The 16,709-nt window shown below is 43.1% G+C and carries 14 protein-coding genes, 1 other RNA gene and 1 pseudogene; 7 read left to right on the top strand and 9 right to left on the bottom strand.

Going from position 1 to position 16,709, the window contains the following annotated elements; genetic code table 11:
- Both PN457_RS04075 and PN457_RS04070 read right to left on the bottom strand, forming a co-directional pair.
- Positions 1-1,333: CARDB domain-containing protein (locus PN457_RS04075; protein ID WP_271731488.1), on the bottom strand; the 1,333-nt coding region annotated here is incomplete at its 3' end.
- A gap of 487 nt (positions 1,334-1,820) precedes the next feature.
- Complete coding sequence (locus PN457_RS04070; RefSeq protein ID WP_271731490.1) at positions 1,821-2,552, bottom strand: RibD family protein; 732 nt, start codon at positions 2,550-2,552, stop codon at positions 1,821-1,823.
- 298 nt (positions 2,553-2,850) lie between these two features.
- Here PN457_RS04070 and PN457_RS04065 point away from each other — a divergent pair, with 298 nt between their 5' ends.
- On the top strand, positions 2,851-4,794 hold the full coding sequence (locus PN457_RS04065; RefSeq protein WP_271731487.1) for a sensor histidine kinase: 1,944 nt from the start codon (positions 2,851-2,853) through the stop codon (positions 4,792-4,794).
- A 22-nt stretch (positions 4,795-4,816) separates the two neighbouring features.
- On the opposite strand, the gene rnc is transcribed toward PN457_RS04065, so the two are convergent.
- The 4 genes from rnc to groL all read right to left on the bottom strand — a co-directional run bounded on the left by rnc (position 4,817) and on the right by groL (position 8,553).
- On the bottom strand, positions 4,817-5,536 hold the full coding sequence (gene rnc / locus PN457_RS04060; RefSeq protein WP_271731486.1) for a ribonuclease III: 720 nt from the start codon (positions 5,534-5,536) through the stop codon (positions 4,817-4,819).
- Between the two features lie 34 nt (positions 5,537-5,570).
- Positions 5,571-5,948, bottom strand: an RNA gene (gene rnpB / locus PN457_RS04055) — RNase P RNA component class A.
- Positions 5,949-6,001: 53 nt separating this feature from the next.
- Positions 6,002-6,703: a hypothetical protein gene (locus tag PN457_RS04050; protein ID WP_271731485.1), complete on the bottom strand. Its 702-nt coding sequence runs from the start codon at positions 6,701-6,703 to the stop codon at positions 6,002-6,004.
- 170 nt (positions 6,704-6,873) lie between these two features.
- A complete protein-coding gene (gene groL, locus PN457_RS04045) occupies positions 6,874-8,553 on the bottom strand; it encodes a chaperonin GroEL (RefSeq protein WP_271731484.1) in 1,680 nt (559 codons plus the stop codon).
- A 158-nt stretch (positions 8,554-8,711) separates the two neighbouring features.
- Here groL and PN457_RS04040 point away from each other — a divergent pair, with 158 nt between their 5' ends.
- Entirely contained in the window at positions 8,712-9,794 is a 1,083-nt protein-coding gene (locus PN457_RS04040; protein ID WP_271731483.1) for an MraY family glycosyltransferase, read from the top strand.
- Here the strand turns inward: PN457_RS04040 and fabG are convergent, their stop codons facing one another.
- Entirely contained in the window at positions 9,795-10,538 is a 744-nt protein-coding gene (fabG, locus tag PN457_RS04035) for a 3-oxoacyl-[acyl-carrier-protein] reductase (protein ID WP_271731482.1), read from the bottom strand. It abuts the gene before it with no gap.
- Positions 10,539-10,759: 221 nt separating this feature from the next.
- Between fabG and trxA the strand changes: the two genes are divergently transcribed.
- Complete coding sequence (trxA, locus tag PN457_RS04030) at positions 10,760-11,077, top strand: thioredoxin (RefSeq protein WP_271731481.1); 318 nt, start codon at positions 10,760-10,762, stop codon at positions 11,075-11,077.
- Between the two features lie 391 nt (positions 11,078-11,468).
- Positions 11,469-11,858, top strand: coding sequence for a hypothetical protein (locus PN457_RS04025; protein WP_271731480.1), 390 nt, complete (start codon positions 11,469-11,471; stop codon positions 11,856-11,858).
- 17 nt (positions 11,859-11,875) lie between these two features.
- On the opposite strand, the gene PN457_RS04020 is transcribed toward PN457_RS04025, so the two are convergent.
- Entirely contained in the window at positions 11,876-12,382 is a 507-nt protein-coding gene (locus PN457_RS04020) for a YraN family protein (RefSeq protein WP_271731479.1), read from the bottom strand.
- 14 nt (positions 12,383-12,396) lie between these two features.
- On the opposite strand from PN457_RS04020, the gene PN457_RS04015 reads away from it, so the two are divergent.
- Together PN457_RS04015 and PN457_RS04010 are read left to right on the top strand one after the other, a co-directional pair.
- A complete protein-coding gene (locus tag PN457_RS04015) occupies positions 12,397-12,906 on the top strand; it encodes a pentapeptide repeat-containing protein (RefSeq protein WP_271731489.1) in 510 nt (169 codons plus the stop codon).
- 96 nt (positions 12,907-13,002) lie between these two features.
- Positions 13,003-13,965 carry a protochlorophyllide reductase gene (locus PN457_RS04010; protein WP_271731478.1) on the top strand — a complete coding sequence of 321 codons (963 nt, stop codon included), beginning with the start codon at positions 13,003-13,005 and terminating at the stop codon, positions 13,963-13,965.
- A gap of 108 nt (positions 13,966-14,073) precedes the next feature.
- Here the strand turns inward: PN457_RS04010 and dnaG are convergent, their stop codons facing one another.
- Positions 14,074-15,969: a DNA primase gene (gene dnaG / locus PN457_RS04005; protein WP_271731477.1), complete on the bottom strand. Its 1,896-nt coding sequence runs from the start codon at positions 15,967-15,969 to the stop codon at positions 14,074-14,076.
- 111 nt (positions 15,970-16,080) lie between these two features.
- Here dnaG and PN457_RS04000 point away from each other — a divergent pair.
- Positions 16,081-16,560: pseudogene (locus tag PN457_RS04000) on the top strand (N-acetylmuramoyl-L-alanine amidase); the annotation flags it as partial.
- Positions 16,561-16,709: the final 149 nt, after the last annotated feature.

The following is a 16,709-nucleotide window of genomic DNA, read 5'->3' as shown; positions in this document are numbered from 1 at the left end:
CGCTATCATCCCATATGTCATCTGTGGATAGGTAAATATAATCATACCACTCCTCTTTAGCTATACCCTCTCCCTGATTGGTCACGGTCCAACTTACTTCTACAGACTCACCCCAACCTGGGGTGCTGCTAGAAATGGTTGCTTCCGTGACTACTAAATCTGGTAAATCAACTTCGTTGATGGTAATGGGAACTGCAAAGGTATTATTAGTCTCATCTGTTTCATATTGTTGGTTGTAGTAGTAATAATCGTCAGGATTTGTCACTACTAGCAGATGATAATTACCCGCTGCTACATCATAAGGAATGAATATATTGCCTGTTAAGCTGTAACTTCCATCTATTGCCAAGGGGCTATTACCAGCCCAGAAATCGGACACATAGCGATCGCTATCATCCCATATGTCATCTGTGGATAGGTAAATATAATCATACCACTCCTCTTTAGCTATACCCTCTCCCTGATTGGTCACGGTCCAACTTACTTCTACAGACTCACCCCAACCTGCGGTACTAGTGGAAATGGTTGCTTCTGTGACTACTAAATCTGGTAAATCAACTTGGTTAATTTCAATTGCTTGCGCCAAAACATTATTAGTAATATCCGACTCGTATAGACTATAATAGGAATTTGTCACTACCAACAAATACCCACTACCTGTAAACCCTGGGGGAACTGTGACTGTCTGTGAAGCTGTATAACTCTGCCCAGGAGCTAGTTGTTGATTATAATAATAGTTAGAATACTCACCTACAAATATATCATTCTCATCAAAACTCTCATCTAAGGAAAAATAAATCCTATCCCTCCACCAATAGTAGTTTGTCCCAGTTGTCTGACTACCTTGGTTAGTGACAGTCCAGGATATTTCCTGAGTTTCCCCCCACCTCACAGATTCCGCCGCCGTAATTGAGGTGACTACTAAATCCGGTAAATCACCCAATAAATCAGAAGCACTGACCTGTACTGCTTGGACTGCTAGATTATCTTCTCGGTCTGTCTCTAATTGGTCACTATACTCATTGGCGACAACAAAAATATATCCAGTTCCGCTAAATCCGGGGGGGACGGTAATTTGAGCAGAGCCAGTGTAACTGTCCCCTGGTGCTAATACCGCCCCTTCATATTCGTAACCACCTAAGTAAAAGTCATTGCCCAGTTGGTCATTAAGTGAAAAGTAAACCTCATCATACCAATATCTTCTCGTGGTTGCTGTTTCACCTTGGTTGGTGACCGTCCAAGAAACCTCATAGGTTTCGCCCCAAGTTACCTCTGTGGGAATTGTCAGGGAACTAATCACTAAGTTGGGATGGTTGGAAGCACTAGTTACCATAGATAAATCACCTTTTCCTAAAATATCTGTGAGCTACAAAAGTCAAGGGTTTCCGCTACTGCTTAAGTTGAAAATGTAAATTTAATCAGTTACTATACGGGGGCTGTTTTTGTTATAGGCGATGGCGATCGCACTATTTCGGGACATTGGAGATGTCCGCACCAGATTGTCAATAAAGTACTTTGTAATTTGGTGAAACTGCCGAGAGAATTATTAGCCAGTAGTATAACCTATGACACTTGTCAAAGATCCGCTGTGATGTCAAAATTAAGTAAATTTTTTTAAATAAAACTTTGGGGAAATAAAAAAGGGAACAGGGAACAGGTAAGGAGTAAGGGGGAAATTGTTGTCTACTTCCATTCGCCAGGGAATAAATTCCCTGTCTAATAGCTCAAGTCCACTGAAAGTGGACTAGTGGGTTACCTAGAATACAGTTAATAACCATTAAGGGAATAGGGAATGGGGAATGGGGAATGGCTACAATAGATTAACGTTGTAGCCGATAGTGTAAAAACACCTCTTGCTGGACTTGATGCACTTCTAAAAGTTCTAACTTGGGGGCTAATTGTGATAAAAATCCCTCACCCTCTACTGGTGTAGGCGCAGATGCACCGCCTAAAATTAGTGGACACACTGTTAACCACAGTTCATCAATTAAATCTAATTGCAATAGAGCAGCTACTAATTCCCCGCCCCCTAATACTGCTAACCGGTTTATGTCTAGGGATCTAAGGTGTAACAAAGCAGCAGATAGGTCTACATTGCCCGTGGGTGTATCAAAAATGAGAATTTCATCAAATTTAGCAGGACAACCCTGTAAGGCTGTTAACTCCTTTGTGGGTGCTGTCTGTTGCCTTTTTGCCCAAGCATCTGCTCCCGTGGTTGTGGTGAGTAACCAGCGTTCAATAGGCTGTTGGAAAAACCTAATTTCCGGATGAAGTTCGGCAGATTGTGTAAGGACTATATGAACCGGCTGGGGGGGTTTACCCTCTTTCATTCGTTGTTGCAGCAGAATTGGTTGTGATACGGTAAGTGTTGTACCGTAGGCGCGAATAGTGCCAGCACCTAATAAAACGGCATCAGAAGCAGCGATTTGTTTTTCCAGGTGTGCTTTATCAGCTCCTGAGCCAAAACGAGCAGGCGATCGCCTAAAATCTGCTATCTTGCCATCTGCACTCATGGCCAAAACTACTATAGTATGAGGACGATGTTGCATTATGGGATGAGTGTGATATTTTGGAAATTTTACTTGTTAGTGAATTGATTTGCTAAACAATATTTGCCTACGGCTACTATTGAGCAATTTCATAATATATCTATATCTATATGCAACAGCAGTCACATTCACATTTACCCCATAAGAGTTTTGATATGTCTAATTTCTGGTTATACGTTCAATATTTGCAACTTTTGGCAGTTGACAAAAACACAATTATAACTTAGCAGAATATCTCTTTGAGCTGTTCTAATTGCACATCGTTAATTTTGTGGTTTACAGATGCGAAGTGAGATACTCGATGGCTAAGGCTCGTCAATCATCCTTTCGACGTATTTTAGTAACAAGAATTTTGCTGTTGTTTGTCCCGGTGATATTGCTCGGGGAAATCGTGGCTTTGAATAAAGCCAGATCTAGCCTATTAAAAACCGCCGGCGAAAATCTTACAGAGAGTGCTGTTTTCAAAAGTGAAAAAATAGCTAATGCGATCGCTAGCCTCAAAACTCACTTACTCATTCTGAGTCAAACAAGAGTCATTCAGTCCGGTTCCTCAGCCCAAGTAGAAAAATATCTCACTGAAGTAGCAAAACAATTACCAAGTCACATTGACTGCTTACAATTAACCAATATACAAACAAGTAAAATTATTGCCAGTAGCTGTGGTGAGCAACCAATTACCGAGTGGGAATCATCTATTCCTCAGCAAACAGGAGAAATTAATATACAAAAAATATTACCGCCAAAATTAGGAACCACAGGTCAAATAAATCGGGGTAATCAACTGCAACTGCTACTATCTACCCCAGTCAACAACCCCACAGGGCAAGTGCGATATACATTGAGCATCAAATCAGCACTATATAAACAAAGCACAAATCAACCGGGTTCCTTAACAGGCTCTACGGTAGTAATTTCTGAAAATGGGATAATTTTAGCACACCCATCAGCGGAGTTAGTTGGTAGTAATATTCAAGAACACCCAGATGCTGGCCAACTGCAAGCAATTGTCAAAAATGCCGTAGCGGGACAAAGTAACTCCGTCAATTTAGCTTCTCAAGAGGGTACAGAATTCATCGTGGGTTACAGGGCTATTGCTAATCCCATCACAACACAACCGGGGAAAAAATGGATAGTTCTGGCTGTAACCACTGTAGATAATGCCCTCCTAGGTTTAGAAGAAATTAAACTCATCCTGATTGTTTTAACAGTTGGTTTGATTGGTGCGAGTTTGTTAGTATCCCTATATCTAGCGCCTTATTTAGCCACTCCTGTAGAACAATTGCGAGACTATGCTCTGCATCTTCATAGCCACCACGCCGCACAACCAGTACCGCGAAATTTCCAAATTCGGGAGTTTAACCAACTAGCCCAAGCCATAGACCAAATGGTTGAGAGACTCAAGGCCTGGGCCGAAGAACTAGAAAATGCTTGGAAAGAGGCAAAAAGTGCCAACCAGATCAAAAGTCAGTTTTTGGCTACTACTTCCCATGAGTTGAGAAATCCACTTAATGTGATTATTAATTGTGTGCGGGTGGTGCATGATGGCTTGTGTGATAGCCGGGAAGAGGAAATAGAATTTCTGCAACGTGCCGACGAAACAGCTATTCACTTGTTAGGTATTATTAATGAGCTGCTTGATATTTCTAAAATTGAAGCAGGTAAGCTGTCAGTAGTTACAGTACCTATTGATCTGCGACAAATACTGCTGGAAGTGATTAATTTACAATCAGTAAATATTCAAAACAAAGGTTTGCAGTTAAAAACCGATTTAGGTACTGATTTGATTCCTGTCGCAGCAGATGCGGTAAAGTTAAAGCAGGTGATCATTAATATCATTGGTAATGCCACTAAGTTTACCGACCAAGGAAGCATTACCATTGCTACAGCCATTTCCAAATCTAGTCAGAACAAATCTCAGGTAATAATCAGCATCACAGATACAGGTCTAGGGATAGAACCTACCCAGCAGCACAAACTATTTCGCCCCTTTGTGATGTTAGATGGAGGAACCACACGCAAAGTTGAAGGTACGGGGCTAGGATTAGCTATTTCGCGGAATTTAGTCGAAGCGATGGGAGGTAGTATTACTCTGGAAAGTGCGGGTATAAACAAAGGCACGGCTGTCAAGATTACCTTGCCGATGATTGATAGTGCTTTATTAACTGGTGCAGCTGCAAAAGAAGGCGTGATTGAGACTTCTGGTGGTCAAGATAACGGCATTATGGGTTACCTGACTCGCCATTAGGAAGTCAGAGCTATCGTTATATTCACTGTTTTTCTGGGGGACAAATAGCTAAAAAAGCTACTTTGGCTGCGGCTTGCTCCGCAGCTTTGATTGAGCGTCCTTTACCTTCACCTAGTTTATTGTCATGAAGCCAAACTTCTGCGGCGAAGCGATCTTGATGTGGATTCGGTTGATTAACTTCCCTGACTCGATACTCAGGTAAAACTTTAAATTCTGCCTGTGTCCATTCTTGGAGAGCTGCTTTGTAGTTGAGTCGGGCTGGGTCGCGGCGAATTTCCGTGGCTAACTTTTGCCAGTGAAAATCTAGCCAAGGGCGAATTAATTCCAGGTTGTTTGTGCTCAGGTACAAGGCACCTAGAACAGCTTCAAAAGCATCTGCTAATCGTGATTCTTGACCAATTTTATCACTGGTAGCACTACCGACCACAAGTAAATATAACTGGAAACCATATTCTCTTGCTAGTTGAGCCAGGATGCGATCGCTCACCAAAACTGAACGAATAGCAGCAAAATCCCCTACTGGACAATCAGGATATGTTTCCCACAAAACTACCGAGGCCGCCAGTCGCACCACCGCATCACCGACAAACTCCAATTGTTGATAATTTGCGGATTCAGAAACACTAGGATGAGTCAGAGCCAAATCCAACAGTTCCCACTTAATGGGTAAACCTGGTGGTAAACCTAACTTTCTGACTAAACTTTCGAGCTGTCGCTGACGACGTGGATAAACAAGTGTCATTAAACGGGATGGGGGGCTGGGGAATAAAAAGAGGGGAGAGAGTCGGACATAAGCCGGGTTCTGTTCTCGCCGACTGTTAAAAAACACCTTTGAGGGCAGTTATCTATCTGGGACGCTTGTTACCAAACGCCTCGAGCGGCTCTAATCATTGGAAACTGGTAAAAGACCAACCTTAGTTTCCTTTCGCCTTGCTCCCAACCGGGGTTTACCGAGCCACAACCTCTCGGTTGTGCTGGTGCGCTCTTACCGCACCTTTGCACCCTTACCTTTAAAAAAAAGGCGGTATCTTTCTGTGGCACTATCCTCGCGATCGCTCGCACTGGGGGTTATCCAGCAAGTTTGGTCTTTGGGGAGCCCGGACTTTCCTCAAACCAGTCACTGTAACTGATCTGCAACCGCCTGCGCCTACTCTCTCCCCAACTCCAGTGTAATCCGGGATGGCACAATGTGCCTGGTTTGGATTACTTATTTTTTCTTCCAAGGCAAAGCATAAGTCCAGGGTACTTTTCTAATAGTGAAAGGACAATTGATAATACAAGTGGGGGGGATATCCACACCCGGGGCTAGACCCACACGTAATTCAGAGATGCGTAACACTAGCTGGAGTGAAAATGTCAAGTCCTTTCTTTCCTTCATAAAATCGTTATATAACTTTTTTTGCGGTCCACCACCTTTACTTAGTGCTGTGATATTAACTATGGGTTTGGTAGCAGAGTAGGTTCCTGTGGCGGCATCACGGTCAAAAACATCTTCTGCTGTTACCGTTTCTGAAAGAGTTTTCTGGGGAGCAATCAGGCTAGGACTTTGTGGTACACCTAAGTCACGGGTTAAATCAGGTGATTTGCGAATGACTCGACGTGATTGCTTGCTATGTTCCACCACTAAAGAGCTATTGTCCCAGTCTACATATATGGCAATATTATCGGATTTATTTTCAATACTCAGGGATAAATCTTTGACGTCATCTACGGCATATAAGGATTTGAATTTAAAAGAAATCCCCACTTGGTCGAGGAGATTTTGTTCTTTGAGTTGTTGATCAACCGCTGCTTTTTTAAATTCAAATTTTACTTGATCATCAATAGACTCCACCATACGATTAAAGACGTAAGCAACGCCAATAATATAGAGGGTCAAAATAACTAAATTTTGGTCGCCACTCCTCATAATTCATTCCCTAACTGTTTACCGTTTTAACCCATAGGAATCATTTGATCAGTATACCAGCGTCGCGCCAGCCCAACGCTCCCGCCAGACTTAGACTTGGAGATGAAAAAAAACAGTTTGCCTGAGCAAGGCAAACTGCACCAGAAAATATTTACATTCAGCAACACAGACTAGAACATACCCATACCGCCCATACCGCCCATACCGCCCATGCCGCCCATGCCGCCCATGCCGCCCATGCCGCCCATGTCAGGAGCAGGACCGGCGGGTTTCTTCTCTGGTTTTTCGGCGACAATGGCTTCAGTAGTCAAGACCATAGCGGCAATAGAAGCAGCATTTTGCAAAGCTGAACGGACAACTTTCGCAGGATCAATGATACCGGCAGCAATCAAATCCTCAAATTTGCCAGTAGCAGCATTGTAACCAATATTGCCATCGCTTTCCTTGACTTGAGAGACGATGACAGAACCCTCTTCGCCGGCATTATCTACTATCTGACGTAAGGGAGCTTCTAATGCGCGTTTGATAATATCCGCGGCAATTTTTTCTTCTTCGTGAAGGGTTGCTTTGATGGGGTCTATTTTCTTAGTCAAGTTGATCAGGGTTGTACCACCACCGGGCACTATCCCTTCTTCTACAGCAGCTTTAGTGGCGTTGAGCGCGTCTTCAATGCGTAGTTTGCGGTCTTTGAGTTCGGTTTCTGTGGCCGCACCCACTTTAATGACTGCGACACCGCCTGCTAGCTTGGCAATGCGTTCTTGGAGTTTTTCGCGATCGTAGTCAGAATCAGTTTCTGCCAATTGCTTACGAATTTGAGCAACTCGGGTTTGTACCTCTGGTTTGGTTTCACCACCGGCCACAATTGTGGTGCTTTCTTTGTCAATGGTGATTTTGCGGGCTGTTCCGAGCATTTCTAAAGTAGCAGTGTCTAGACTTAAACCGATTTCTTCAGAAATCATCTGTCCATCGGTGAGAATCGCAATATCTTGTAACAAAGCTTTGCGGCGATCGCCAAATCCGGGTGCTTTGATAGCAGCCACAGCCAGGACACCGCGAGCTTTATTGACTACTAAAGTTGCTAAAGCGTCTCCTTCTAAGTCTTCGGCAATAATCAGCAAGGGTTGACCCAGACGGGCTACTTTTTCCAACACAGGAACTAAATCCTGGATGCTGCTGATTTTTTTGTCGGTAATCAGGATGCGGGCGTTTTCAAATTCTACGATTTGTCTGTCGTTATTGGTAATGAAGTAGGGAGAAATATAACCCCGGTCAATTTGCATCCCTTCCACTACTTCCAGTTCGGTAGTCAGGGATTTAGATTCTTCCACAGTGATCACACCGTCTTTGGTGACCTTTTCCATGGCTTCGGCAATCATTGCGCCCACTTGTTCATCATTACCGGAGGAAACAGTGGCCACTTGGGCGATCGCACTTCCTTCTACTGGTTTTGCCAACTTGGCAATTTCTTGTACCAACACTTCAATAGTTTTGTCGATCCCCCGCTTCAAGCTCATGGGGTTAGTACCAGCGGCGACGTTCTTTAAACCTTCTCGAATCATCGCCTGTGCTAAAACTGTGGCGGTGGTGGTTCCATCACCAGCGATATCCTTGGTTTTGGATGCCACTTCTTGAATCAGTCTTGCACCGGTGTTTTCTAAGGGATCTTCTAATTCAACTTCTTTGGCAACTGTGATCCCATCATTAACGATTTGGGGCGCGCCAAATTTTTTTTCTAAAAGGACGTTACGACCTCTAGGTCCGAGGGTGATTTTTACCGCGTCAGCTATGGCGTTAACACCTTTCTCTAGCGCTCGCCGTGACTCTTCATCAAATGAAATAATTTTTGCCATGTTTTATCTCTCTAGTCCTTCCATTAGACAATTTAGCACTCACTAGACTAGAGTGCTAATCACCAAACAGTTCAGATTATAAATGCAAATTCCCAAAATTGAGTAATATTACAGTTGATACTCATATAGGACAATGGCAGTAATGCTTGAATTGGGGGATGAATCTAGACAACTTTCTTAAGTCCCTCGGCATTGCCGACCCTAGCGGTTCCGGCTGGTTGGCAGTAGTATTTACGTTTCTTTTGGCTTGGTTGGTAACCTGGCGTTTGATTCCCACAATACGCAAATTTGCCTTGCGGGTAGGTTGGGCTGACCAACCAAATGCACGACGACTCAACCAGCAGCCTTTACCCAATGCGGGTGGTTTAGCTATTTATGCGGGAGTGATTGCCGCTATGGTACTAGCTAGCCTGTTACGACCTATTGCCCTGCAAAGCGTCTTGGCTCAAGTCCTAACCATTTTACTAGGAGGTTCCATCCTAGTGCTTGTTGGTTTTATTGATGATCAGTTCGGTTTGCCGCCCTCTGTGCGCCTGTGGGCACAGATTGTCACGGCATTGTTGCTGTATGCCAACGGCATCAGGATTGATGTTGGATTGAACACGCCCCTAGACTCGCTATTTTCCATGGCGATAACGGTACTTTGGGTAGTAGGTATCACTAACGCCATCAATTTGATGGACGGTATGGATGGATTGGCTGGGGGAGTGAGTTTTATCACTGCCATGAGTTTGTTAGGGGTTGCTGCCCAATTTCCCAATCGGGCGGCTGCTATTTTAGTGCTGGCAGCTTTAGGGGGTGGAGCTTTGGGCTTTTTGCGCCATAACTTCCACCCCTCAAGGATTATCATGGGTGATGCTGGTGCATACTTTTTTGGTTATGTCCTAGCTGCAACTAGTATTTTAGGTAACCTGCAACAAAATACAATTTTTGCCCTCGGACCGACGATTTTATTTCTCATATTGCCAGTATTGGATACTACACAAGTGTTTATCCGCAGGTTATTGGCAGGAAAAAACCCTCTGAGTACCCCCGGTAAAGACCACATACACCACCGCTTACTCGCCTGGGGATTTTCCCAAGGCCATGCTGCCTTGACTCTGTGGAGTATCACTTTAGTTTTTAACTTGCTAGCCATGAGAATACAAGGCATGACTGTGGTGGTGATATTGACCACTGCCATTAGTATTGTCATGCTCTTGAGCTTTACCATCTGGCAAAGAACCTGGAGTCACTCATGATTACATTACCATGCCGCCATCAACGTTAAAGACTTGTCCAGTAATGTAAGCAGCAGCAGGATCAGCAGCGAGGAACCGCACCATACCAGCTATTTCTTCTGGTTGACCGTAGCGACCCAGAGGGATATATTTCAAAATATCTTCGGTGTTGCTAAGTTTACTGGTCATGTCTGTGGCAATAAAACCAGGAGCAACGGCATTAACTGTGATCCCGCGAGAAGCGAGTTCTTTGGCGACTGTTTTAGTAAAGCCGATGACCCCTGCTTTGGCGGCGCTATAGTTGGCTTGACCTGGGTTACCCATTTGTCCAGCTACGGAGGCAATATTAATAATGCGTCCAGAACGTTGTTTGAGCATGATTTTACTGGCGGCGCGTGTGCATAAGAACACACCTGTCAGGTTGAGGTCAATTACTGCTTGCCAATCTTCTGGCTTCATGCGTAAAAGTAATGTGTCGCGAGTAATACCGGCATTATTGACAATAATATCAAGGCGCTGAAACTTTTCTATGGTGGCGTTAAATAATGCCTCCACTTGTTCAACCTTGGATACATCAGCTTTTAGGGCAATAGCCTGACCTCCGGCGGCATTAATTTCTGCGGCTACAGTGTCGGCAGCACCGCTAGAACTAGCATAATTAACTACTATACTCGCTCCTTGTTTAGCTAGTTCTAAAGCGATCGCTCGTCCAATCCCCCGTGAAGCCCCTGTGACAATTGCAACTTTTCCCTGCAAGGTTTCCATAAATTATTCCTTTTGCTTTTCAAATAACCGCGCTAATAATCTTATGGTGATTTGTGCTTATAATTGCAGGATTTTAGATTTAATTGCTTGCTGATCCGGATATCTATACCTTTGGGAAGATGGGGAAATTGAGCAACAATAAAAACAAAATGATGATATGCCGATTCTTTAAGGTACACATTACCATTAAAAGCAATCAATAAAGATTTGGTGTGTGTCACATGGCGACAAAAAAACAATTCAACAGTTTTGAAGAGATGTTATCTGGTTCTGATGTACCAGTATTAGTGGATTTTTATGCTGATTGGTGTGGCCCCTGTCAGATGATGGTGCCAATTTTAGAGAAAGTTAATGCTCAATTACAAAATCGGTTGCGTGTCGTAAAAATTGATACTGAAAAGTATACAGTGCTAGCAAATCAGTACCAAATTACTGCCTTACCAACATTGGTACTATTTAAGCAAGGTCAGCCAGTGGAGAGAATTGAGGGAGTGATGCAAGCAGAACAACTAGTGCAACATCTGCAAAATTTCATTTAAAACAGATTAAGTTATAGAGACGCACAATTGTGCGTCTCTAGATATTAAAAAACATTAATTTTTAGTCATTAAATGTTAAGATATAAAACATGGATTGCATGCGGAAACCTTCTATGTAAGTTTACTTAAAATTGGATTTAGCTGGTACTGCTAGTACATCCGTATATTCCGTCCGAATAGGCATTTAATCGCGGCAAAACGTACTAGAGTTTACCTTCATAGCCTAATATTATGTAACTTTCATGTGAATTGGGAACATACAAAACCATGAAATAGGATGAAAATTGGGTAGACCTCCCCATATAAAAACGGGTGCTTTTACCCTATTCGCAAGGGCGATCTATTGAGGAAGATGGAAATGTAGGATGGGCGGTAATCCCAAGCAGCAACTATGGAATATTTATATTACCTGGCAAATGCCAGTATAACCCTGAGAATTGTACAACATCTCCACACCAGACCTCAGATGCCAGTTTCTTTCGTCACCGTAATTCATCAAATTGATGGGTGGGTGGTGAGAATAAAATTAAGAGAGGAAGTTTCGCCCCAGGAGGATGGGGACTTTCGAGCTTTTCTCAATGAATTAGGAATTAGGTATACACCACCAATGCGGGTGCAGATGGCACTTTGGAGTTTACAAGGGGGACAATGTCCCGTAGAGGTAATGCGCCGCTACCAAGTGGCCATAGTTTCTCATGGTAACCCTGAGAAAGAAGAAATTGAAGCCTTCCGACAACAATTTGTGCGAGGATTGGGTTACTGTCCGGAAACACTAGCGTGATTGTTAATTCCAGACCATCAGCCATCAGCAAAACAATCAAAAGCTGCTCGGAGATATTCTTGCAAATAAAATTGGTATCCATCTGCGGATAAACTAGCTAAAGGTTCTGAGGTCAATGTCATTCCAGTCCGCTGTTTTGAGATTTGCTGACGGTGGACAATGGCAACATCAAAGCGACATGGGCAGTCAGCCTTGTGAGGATACTCAGCTAAAAATATTTTGGCCGTGCGCCAAATTTTAGCTTGCTTTTGTGGCGTGATGGCACTTTTACCCCCTGCATCCCAACTTCTGGGACTACGGGTTTTGACTTCGACAAATGCTAGTTGGGGTAATTGGTCAACAAACAGACCACCTTCACTACCTAGCTGTTGCTCCTGAAACTGGGCAATAATGTCGATTTCCCCCCAACGGCTGCAAAAACGACGATGCAAAATAGTCCAGCCCCTAGACTGTAACCATTGTGCTACTAGGTCTTCTCCTAATTCACCAATATCGGGATAATGAGAGAAAGGAGGTTTAGCCATTGGTTAAAAATATGATGAATAATAGATTAAGTAAGGAAAATTGGGCCAGCATACTCGGTGTATTGCTTGGGGTCGTGGTGGGCATGATAATAATTGTAGGGTATACGCCAACAGCTTTAGCCCTAGAATATAACAAAGAGATTTTAATAGAGTCTGACTTTTCCGGACGTGATTTAACAGACTCTAGTTTTACTAAAGCTAATCTGCGCCAGAGTAACTTTAGCCATACTAATTTGCGTGGTGTCAGCTTTTTTGCGGCGAATTTAGAATCGGCAAATTTGGAGAGTGCTGATCTGTCCTTCGCTACTTTAGATTCAGCTCGACTGATTAAAGCTAATTTGACCAATGCGATTTTAGAAGGTGCGTTTGCTTCTAACGCTAGGTTTGATGGTGCGATTATTGATGGTGCTGATTTTACTGATGTTCTGCTGCGTCCGGATGAGGAGAAAAAATTGTGCCAACTTGCCAAAGGTACTAATCCCGTAACAGGAAGAGATACACGGGAGACATTGTTTTGTCAGTAATTCGCTTTTCAAAAGTTAAAACTTGGTGGTTCTGTGATATGAGAAAATTAGAAATTATAAAAATGTCACCAGACAATTCATGCAGTTTTAATTAAAATGGCACAACATCAGAAGTCAACAGTCGTGATTACTGGCGCTTCCTCTGGGGTGGGTTTGCAAGCCGCGAGAGCGCTTTCCCAAAGGGGATGGTATGTAGTGATGGCCTGTCGGGATTTATCCAAGGCGGAAAATGCTGCTAAGTCTTTGGGAATGGAGCAGGACAGCTACACAGTCATGCATATTGACTTAGCCTCTTTAGATAGTGTTCGGGAATTTGTCAAGGACTTTCGCGCCAGTGGTAGGTCTTTGGATGCTTTGGTTTGCAATGGGGCAATTTATATGCCTTTAATCAAGGAGCCATTGCGCAGTCCAGAGGGATTTGAACTGACTGTGGCCACAAATCACCTGGGTCATTTCCTTTTGTGTAATTTGCTTTTGGAAGACTTGAAAAATTCCCCATCTACGGAGCCGAGGTTGGTGATTTTGGGAACTGTTACCCATAACCCCAAGGAGTTGGGAGGAAAAATTCCACCGCGTCCAGATTTGGGCGACTTGAAGGGTTTTGCCCAAGGGTTTAAAGATCCAGTCACGATGATTGACGGTAAGAAGTTTGAACCGGTGAAGGCTTACAAGGATAGCAAGGTGTGTAATGTGTTGACTATGAGGGAGCTACATCGGCGTTATCATGAGTCACACGGGATCACTTTTAGCTCGCTCTATCCCGGTTGTGTGGCGACGACTGCTCTGTTTAGAAATCATTATCCTTTGTTTCAGAAGATTTTCCCAGTTTTCCAAAAGTACATTACTGGGGGCTTTGTATCCGAGGAGGAGGCTGGCGATCGCGTGGCAGAAGTGGTGAGCGAACCTGCATATAATCAGTCTGGTGCTTATTGGAGCTGGGGAAATCGACAAAAGAAAAACCGTAAATCATTTCTACAAGAGGTTTCTAATGAAGCCAGTGATGATGACAAGGCTGAACGTCTGTGGGATTTAAGCGCCAAGTTGGTAGGACTAGCTTAGGCTTTTGCTAAGTTGAATCACAGATGAACTTTGTTCATCTGTGGTTTTTTATTGCCATGGGTAAAATTTATTCAGTATGGTGACCCATAGGCAATTTTCAGGATGAAATTAAAGTAAATCTGTAATGGAAAACTGGCGTTGACACTCTAATTCCTGTAGTCGGATTTTTTCGGTGTAGAAAGATTGGTAATCTGATTCTGAGCCGGTTTTTTCCCACAGTTCTAAGAAGTAACGATAGCGTTTCTCTGTAAATACTCTCTCCATCACAGCCATGGCTGCTTGGACTACTTGGGGTGTCCGGAGGATGTCTTTCTGAGTTTTTTCAGTCAGATGAAATAAATGGGAAATTACCTCAATTGGTTCTGATAATTCTAAATATTTATTTTGTAACCTTGATATTAAATCTAGTTCATCTCCGGTTAATTCCAAAATTTTTTGCCATAATAATCGATGGTGGGAAAGGCTAAATTCTAAATTCCTTGCTTCTAAAGTCTGCAAAATAGCTTGGCGCTGCTCGGGACAGTGCAGATAAATTCTTAATAGTAAAGACTCTGCTAATTCTAAAAGACTTTTATCCCCTGAAATAGGAGAGGGGGTAGGTTTGGGACTATACCATTTTTTCTGAGGGGGTAAAGGTTTATTTGTTATAACTCTAGTGGGCGCAATTTGAGTTAAGAGATTTTCCACCCGTAGGGGTATGAGTCTGGTGTCACCTAAGCTGAGGATTTCCGCACAGTGAGAGATGTAATAATTTCTTGTATCATTATTATCTATATCTTTAAGTAATTTAACTATTTGCTGGCTAACCTGCTGAAAGTCGGCAGCTTGTTTTAAGTCTCGATTGTGAATAATTTGCTGAATCTGCCAATCCAGCCATAGTGGGGCGGTTGCTAGCAGTTTTATATACTCTTCTGGTGTATGAGTATATAAGTATTCGTCAGCATCTTTACCATCGGGAATATTGAGAATCTTCAGCTGTACTTCACCTTTATATGCTAGTGCGGCTATTTCCCCAATGGCGCGTTCAGCAGCGATATTACCGGCTTTGTCAGCATCAAAGTTGAGTATTAATTCTTTAGATTCGGTATAGCGTAAGATTGACCGCACTTGTTCTATACTTAAGGCTGTACCCAGGGAAGCCACAACATTAGTAATACCAGCAGCATGGAGAGCGATCGCATCAAAATATCCTTCCACTACCACAGCTTGATCAGATTGGGAAATTCCAGTTTTAGCTTGATCAAGGGCGAACAAAGTTTTACCCTTATTAAAAAGCTCGGTGTCTGGCGAATTTAAATACTTTGGCTGCTCATCAGATAGGGTTCTAGCACCAAAAGCAATTATCCGCCCTTGAACATCGCGGATAGGAATCATCAAGCGATCGCGGAACACATCATAATAACCGCCTCCTCCCTGACGCGGCTTAATTAATCCTGCTTTCTCTAATAATTGTACTGGGTAGTGTTTATCTTCCACTAGATAGCGATGTAAAGTTTCCCACCCTGATGGTGCATAACCTAAACCAAACCGCTGAATTGTTTCCTCTTGGAGTTGGCGATCGCGTAGTAAATATTGATATGCTTTTTCTCCCAGGCTCTGTCGGAGAGCGTGTTGATAAAACTGTGCCGCAGAAGCAAGAACCTCATACAACTTTTCTCGTAAAGAAATGTGACGTTGTAATTCTTGACGTTGTTCTGGGGCGAGAGTTTGGATAGGTACTTGATAACGTCGTGCTAAATCTAACACTACTTCCGCAAAAGACTGTTTGCCCAAGTCCATTAAAAACTTGATAGAATTTCCCCCGGCTTGACAGCCGAAACAATAATACATTTGCTTAGTTTGACTGACTGTGAAACTGGGGGTTTTTTCATCGTGGAAGGGACACAAGCCCACAAAATCCTTACCACGCTTGCGTAAAACCACGTACTGTGAAACAATATCAACAATGTCAGCACGCTGTTTAATTTCCTCAATTGTATCTGGGTGCAAACGGGGAATTTGCATTTTAGTTCATTATTTTGTAGTCACTAATAGGTATTATATTGTTACTCCAAAGCCAACAATCATGTGTAAAATTCTTTGCACTGAATTTTGATAACACACAGTAACTAAAGAATGGGACGTATTTTTATTTCCGCTGCTGGAGGTAAAGCAGCAAAAGGTTTATATACAGGCTCCATAGCAGGTAATATAAACGAAACCAGAGAAATGATTTTGCTGCGGGATTTAATAGTCACAGAATTACGCGCGCAAAGTTGTAACGTTTTAGCGGTTCCCGATGACCTGAGCGCCACTGAGAGTATTGCTTGGATTAATTCCCGGAGCTGTCCGGGTGATGTCGCCCTAGAAATTCATGCTCAAGCTGCTATAAGTCCCACTCTCCAGGGTGCGGGTGTCCACTACATTGCTGATAACCAAGAGCGTCAAAGTCATGGGGAATTATTATTACTCAAGCTTTTAGGGCGTGTCACGCGGTTAGCAAATTGGGGAGTTAAGCCAGATACAGACAGCTGCTTGGGGAGTTTGCCATTTTGCCGCCAGATTATCATTCCTTCTTTATTGATGCAAGTAGGCTTTCTCAGCAGTCCAGAAGATTGCTTATTGTCAGGACTTACGCAACTGGCACAAATAGGGAGCGGAGGGAGCCGCGCCACGGGACAATTTCAATTAAACCAAGCACATAGGAATACTTGGGCGTTTGAGTTGCTGTATTAAATAATTAGACAGCAAATTATGCTTGATTT

The sequence above is a fragment of the Anabaenopsis arnoldii genome, assembly GCF_028331025.1.
Taxonomy (GTDB): Bacteria; Cyanobacteriota; Cyanobacteriia; order Cyanobacteriales; family Nostocaceae; genus Anabaenopsis; species Anabaenopsis arnoldii.
The sequence above is the reverse complement of the archived record's forward strand: the minus strand, read 5'-3'. Positions and strand labels throughout refer to the sequence as shown.

Bases quoted from the DNA above. Each gene is read 5' to 3' on its own strand.
- PN457_RS04065 (WP_271731487.1), top strand. From the start codon at position 2,851: ATGGCTAAGGCTCGTCAATCATCCTTTCGACGTATTTTAGTAACAAGA.
- rnc (WP_271731486.1), bottom strand. From the start codon at position 5,536: ATGACACTTGTTTATCCACGTCGTCAGCGACAGCTCGAAAGTTTAGTC.
- PN457_RS04050 (WP_271731485.1), bottom strand. From the start codon at position 6,703: ATGAGGAGTGGCGACCAAAATTTAGTTATTTTGACCCTCTATATTATT.
- groL (WP_271731484.1), bottom strand. From the start codon at position 8,553: ATGGCAAAAATTATTTCATTTGATGAAGAGTCACGGCGAGCGCTAGAG.
- PN457_RS04040 (WP_271731483.1), top strand. From the start codon at position 8,712: ATGAATCTAGACAACTTTCTTAAGTCCCTCGGCATTGCCGACCCTAGC.
- fabG (WP_271731482.1), bottom strand. From the start codon at position 10,538: ATGGAAACCTTGCAGGGAAAAGTTGCAATTGTCACAGGGGCTTCACGG.
- trxA (WP_271731481.1), top strand. From the start codon at position 10,760: ATGGCGACAAAAAAACAATTCAACAGTTTTGAAGAGATGTTATCTGGT.
- PN457_RS04025 (WP_271731480.1), top strand. From the start codon at position 11,469: ATGGAATATTTATATTACCTGGCAAATGCCAGTATAACCCTGAGAATT.
- PN457_RS04020 (WP_271731479.1), bottom strand. From the start codon at position 12,382: ATGGCTAAACCTCCTTTCTCTCATTATCCCGATATTGGTGAATTAGGA.
- PN457_RS04015 (WP_271731489.1), top strand. From the start codon at position 12,397: ATGAATAATAGATTAAGTAAGGAAAATTGGGCCAGCATACTCGGTGTA.
- PN457_RS04010 (WP_271731478.1), top strand. From the start codon at position 13,003: ATGGCACAACATCAGAAGTCAACAGTCGTGATTACTGGCGCTTCCTCT.
- dnaG (WP_271731477.1), bottom strand. From the start codon at position 15,969: ATGCAAATTCCCCGTTTGCACCCAGATACAATTGAGGAAATTAAACAG.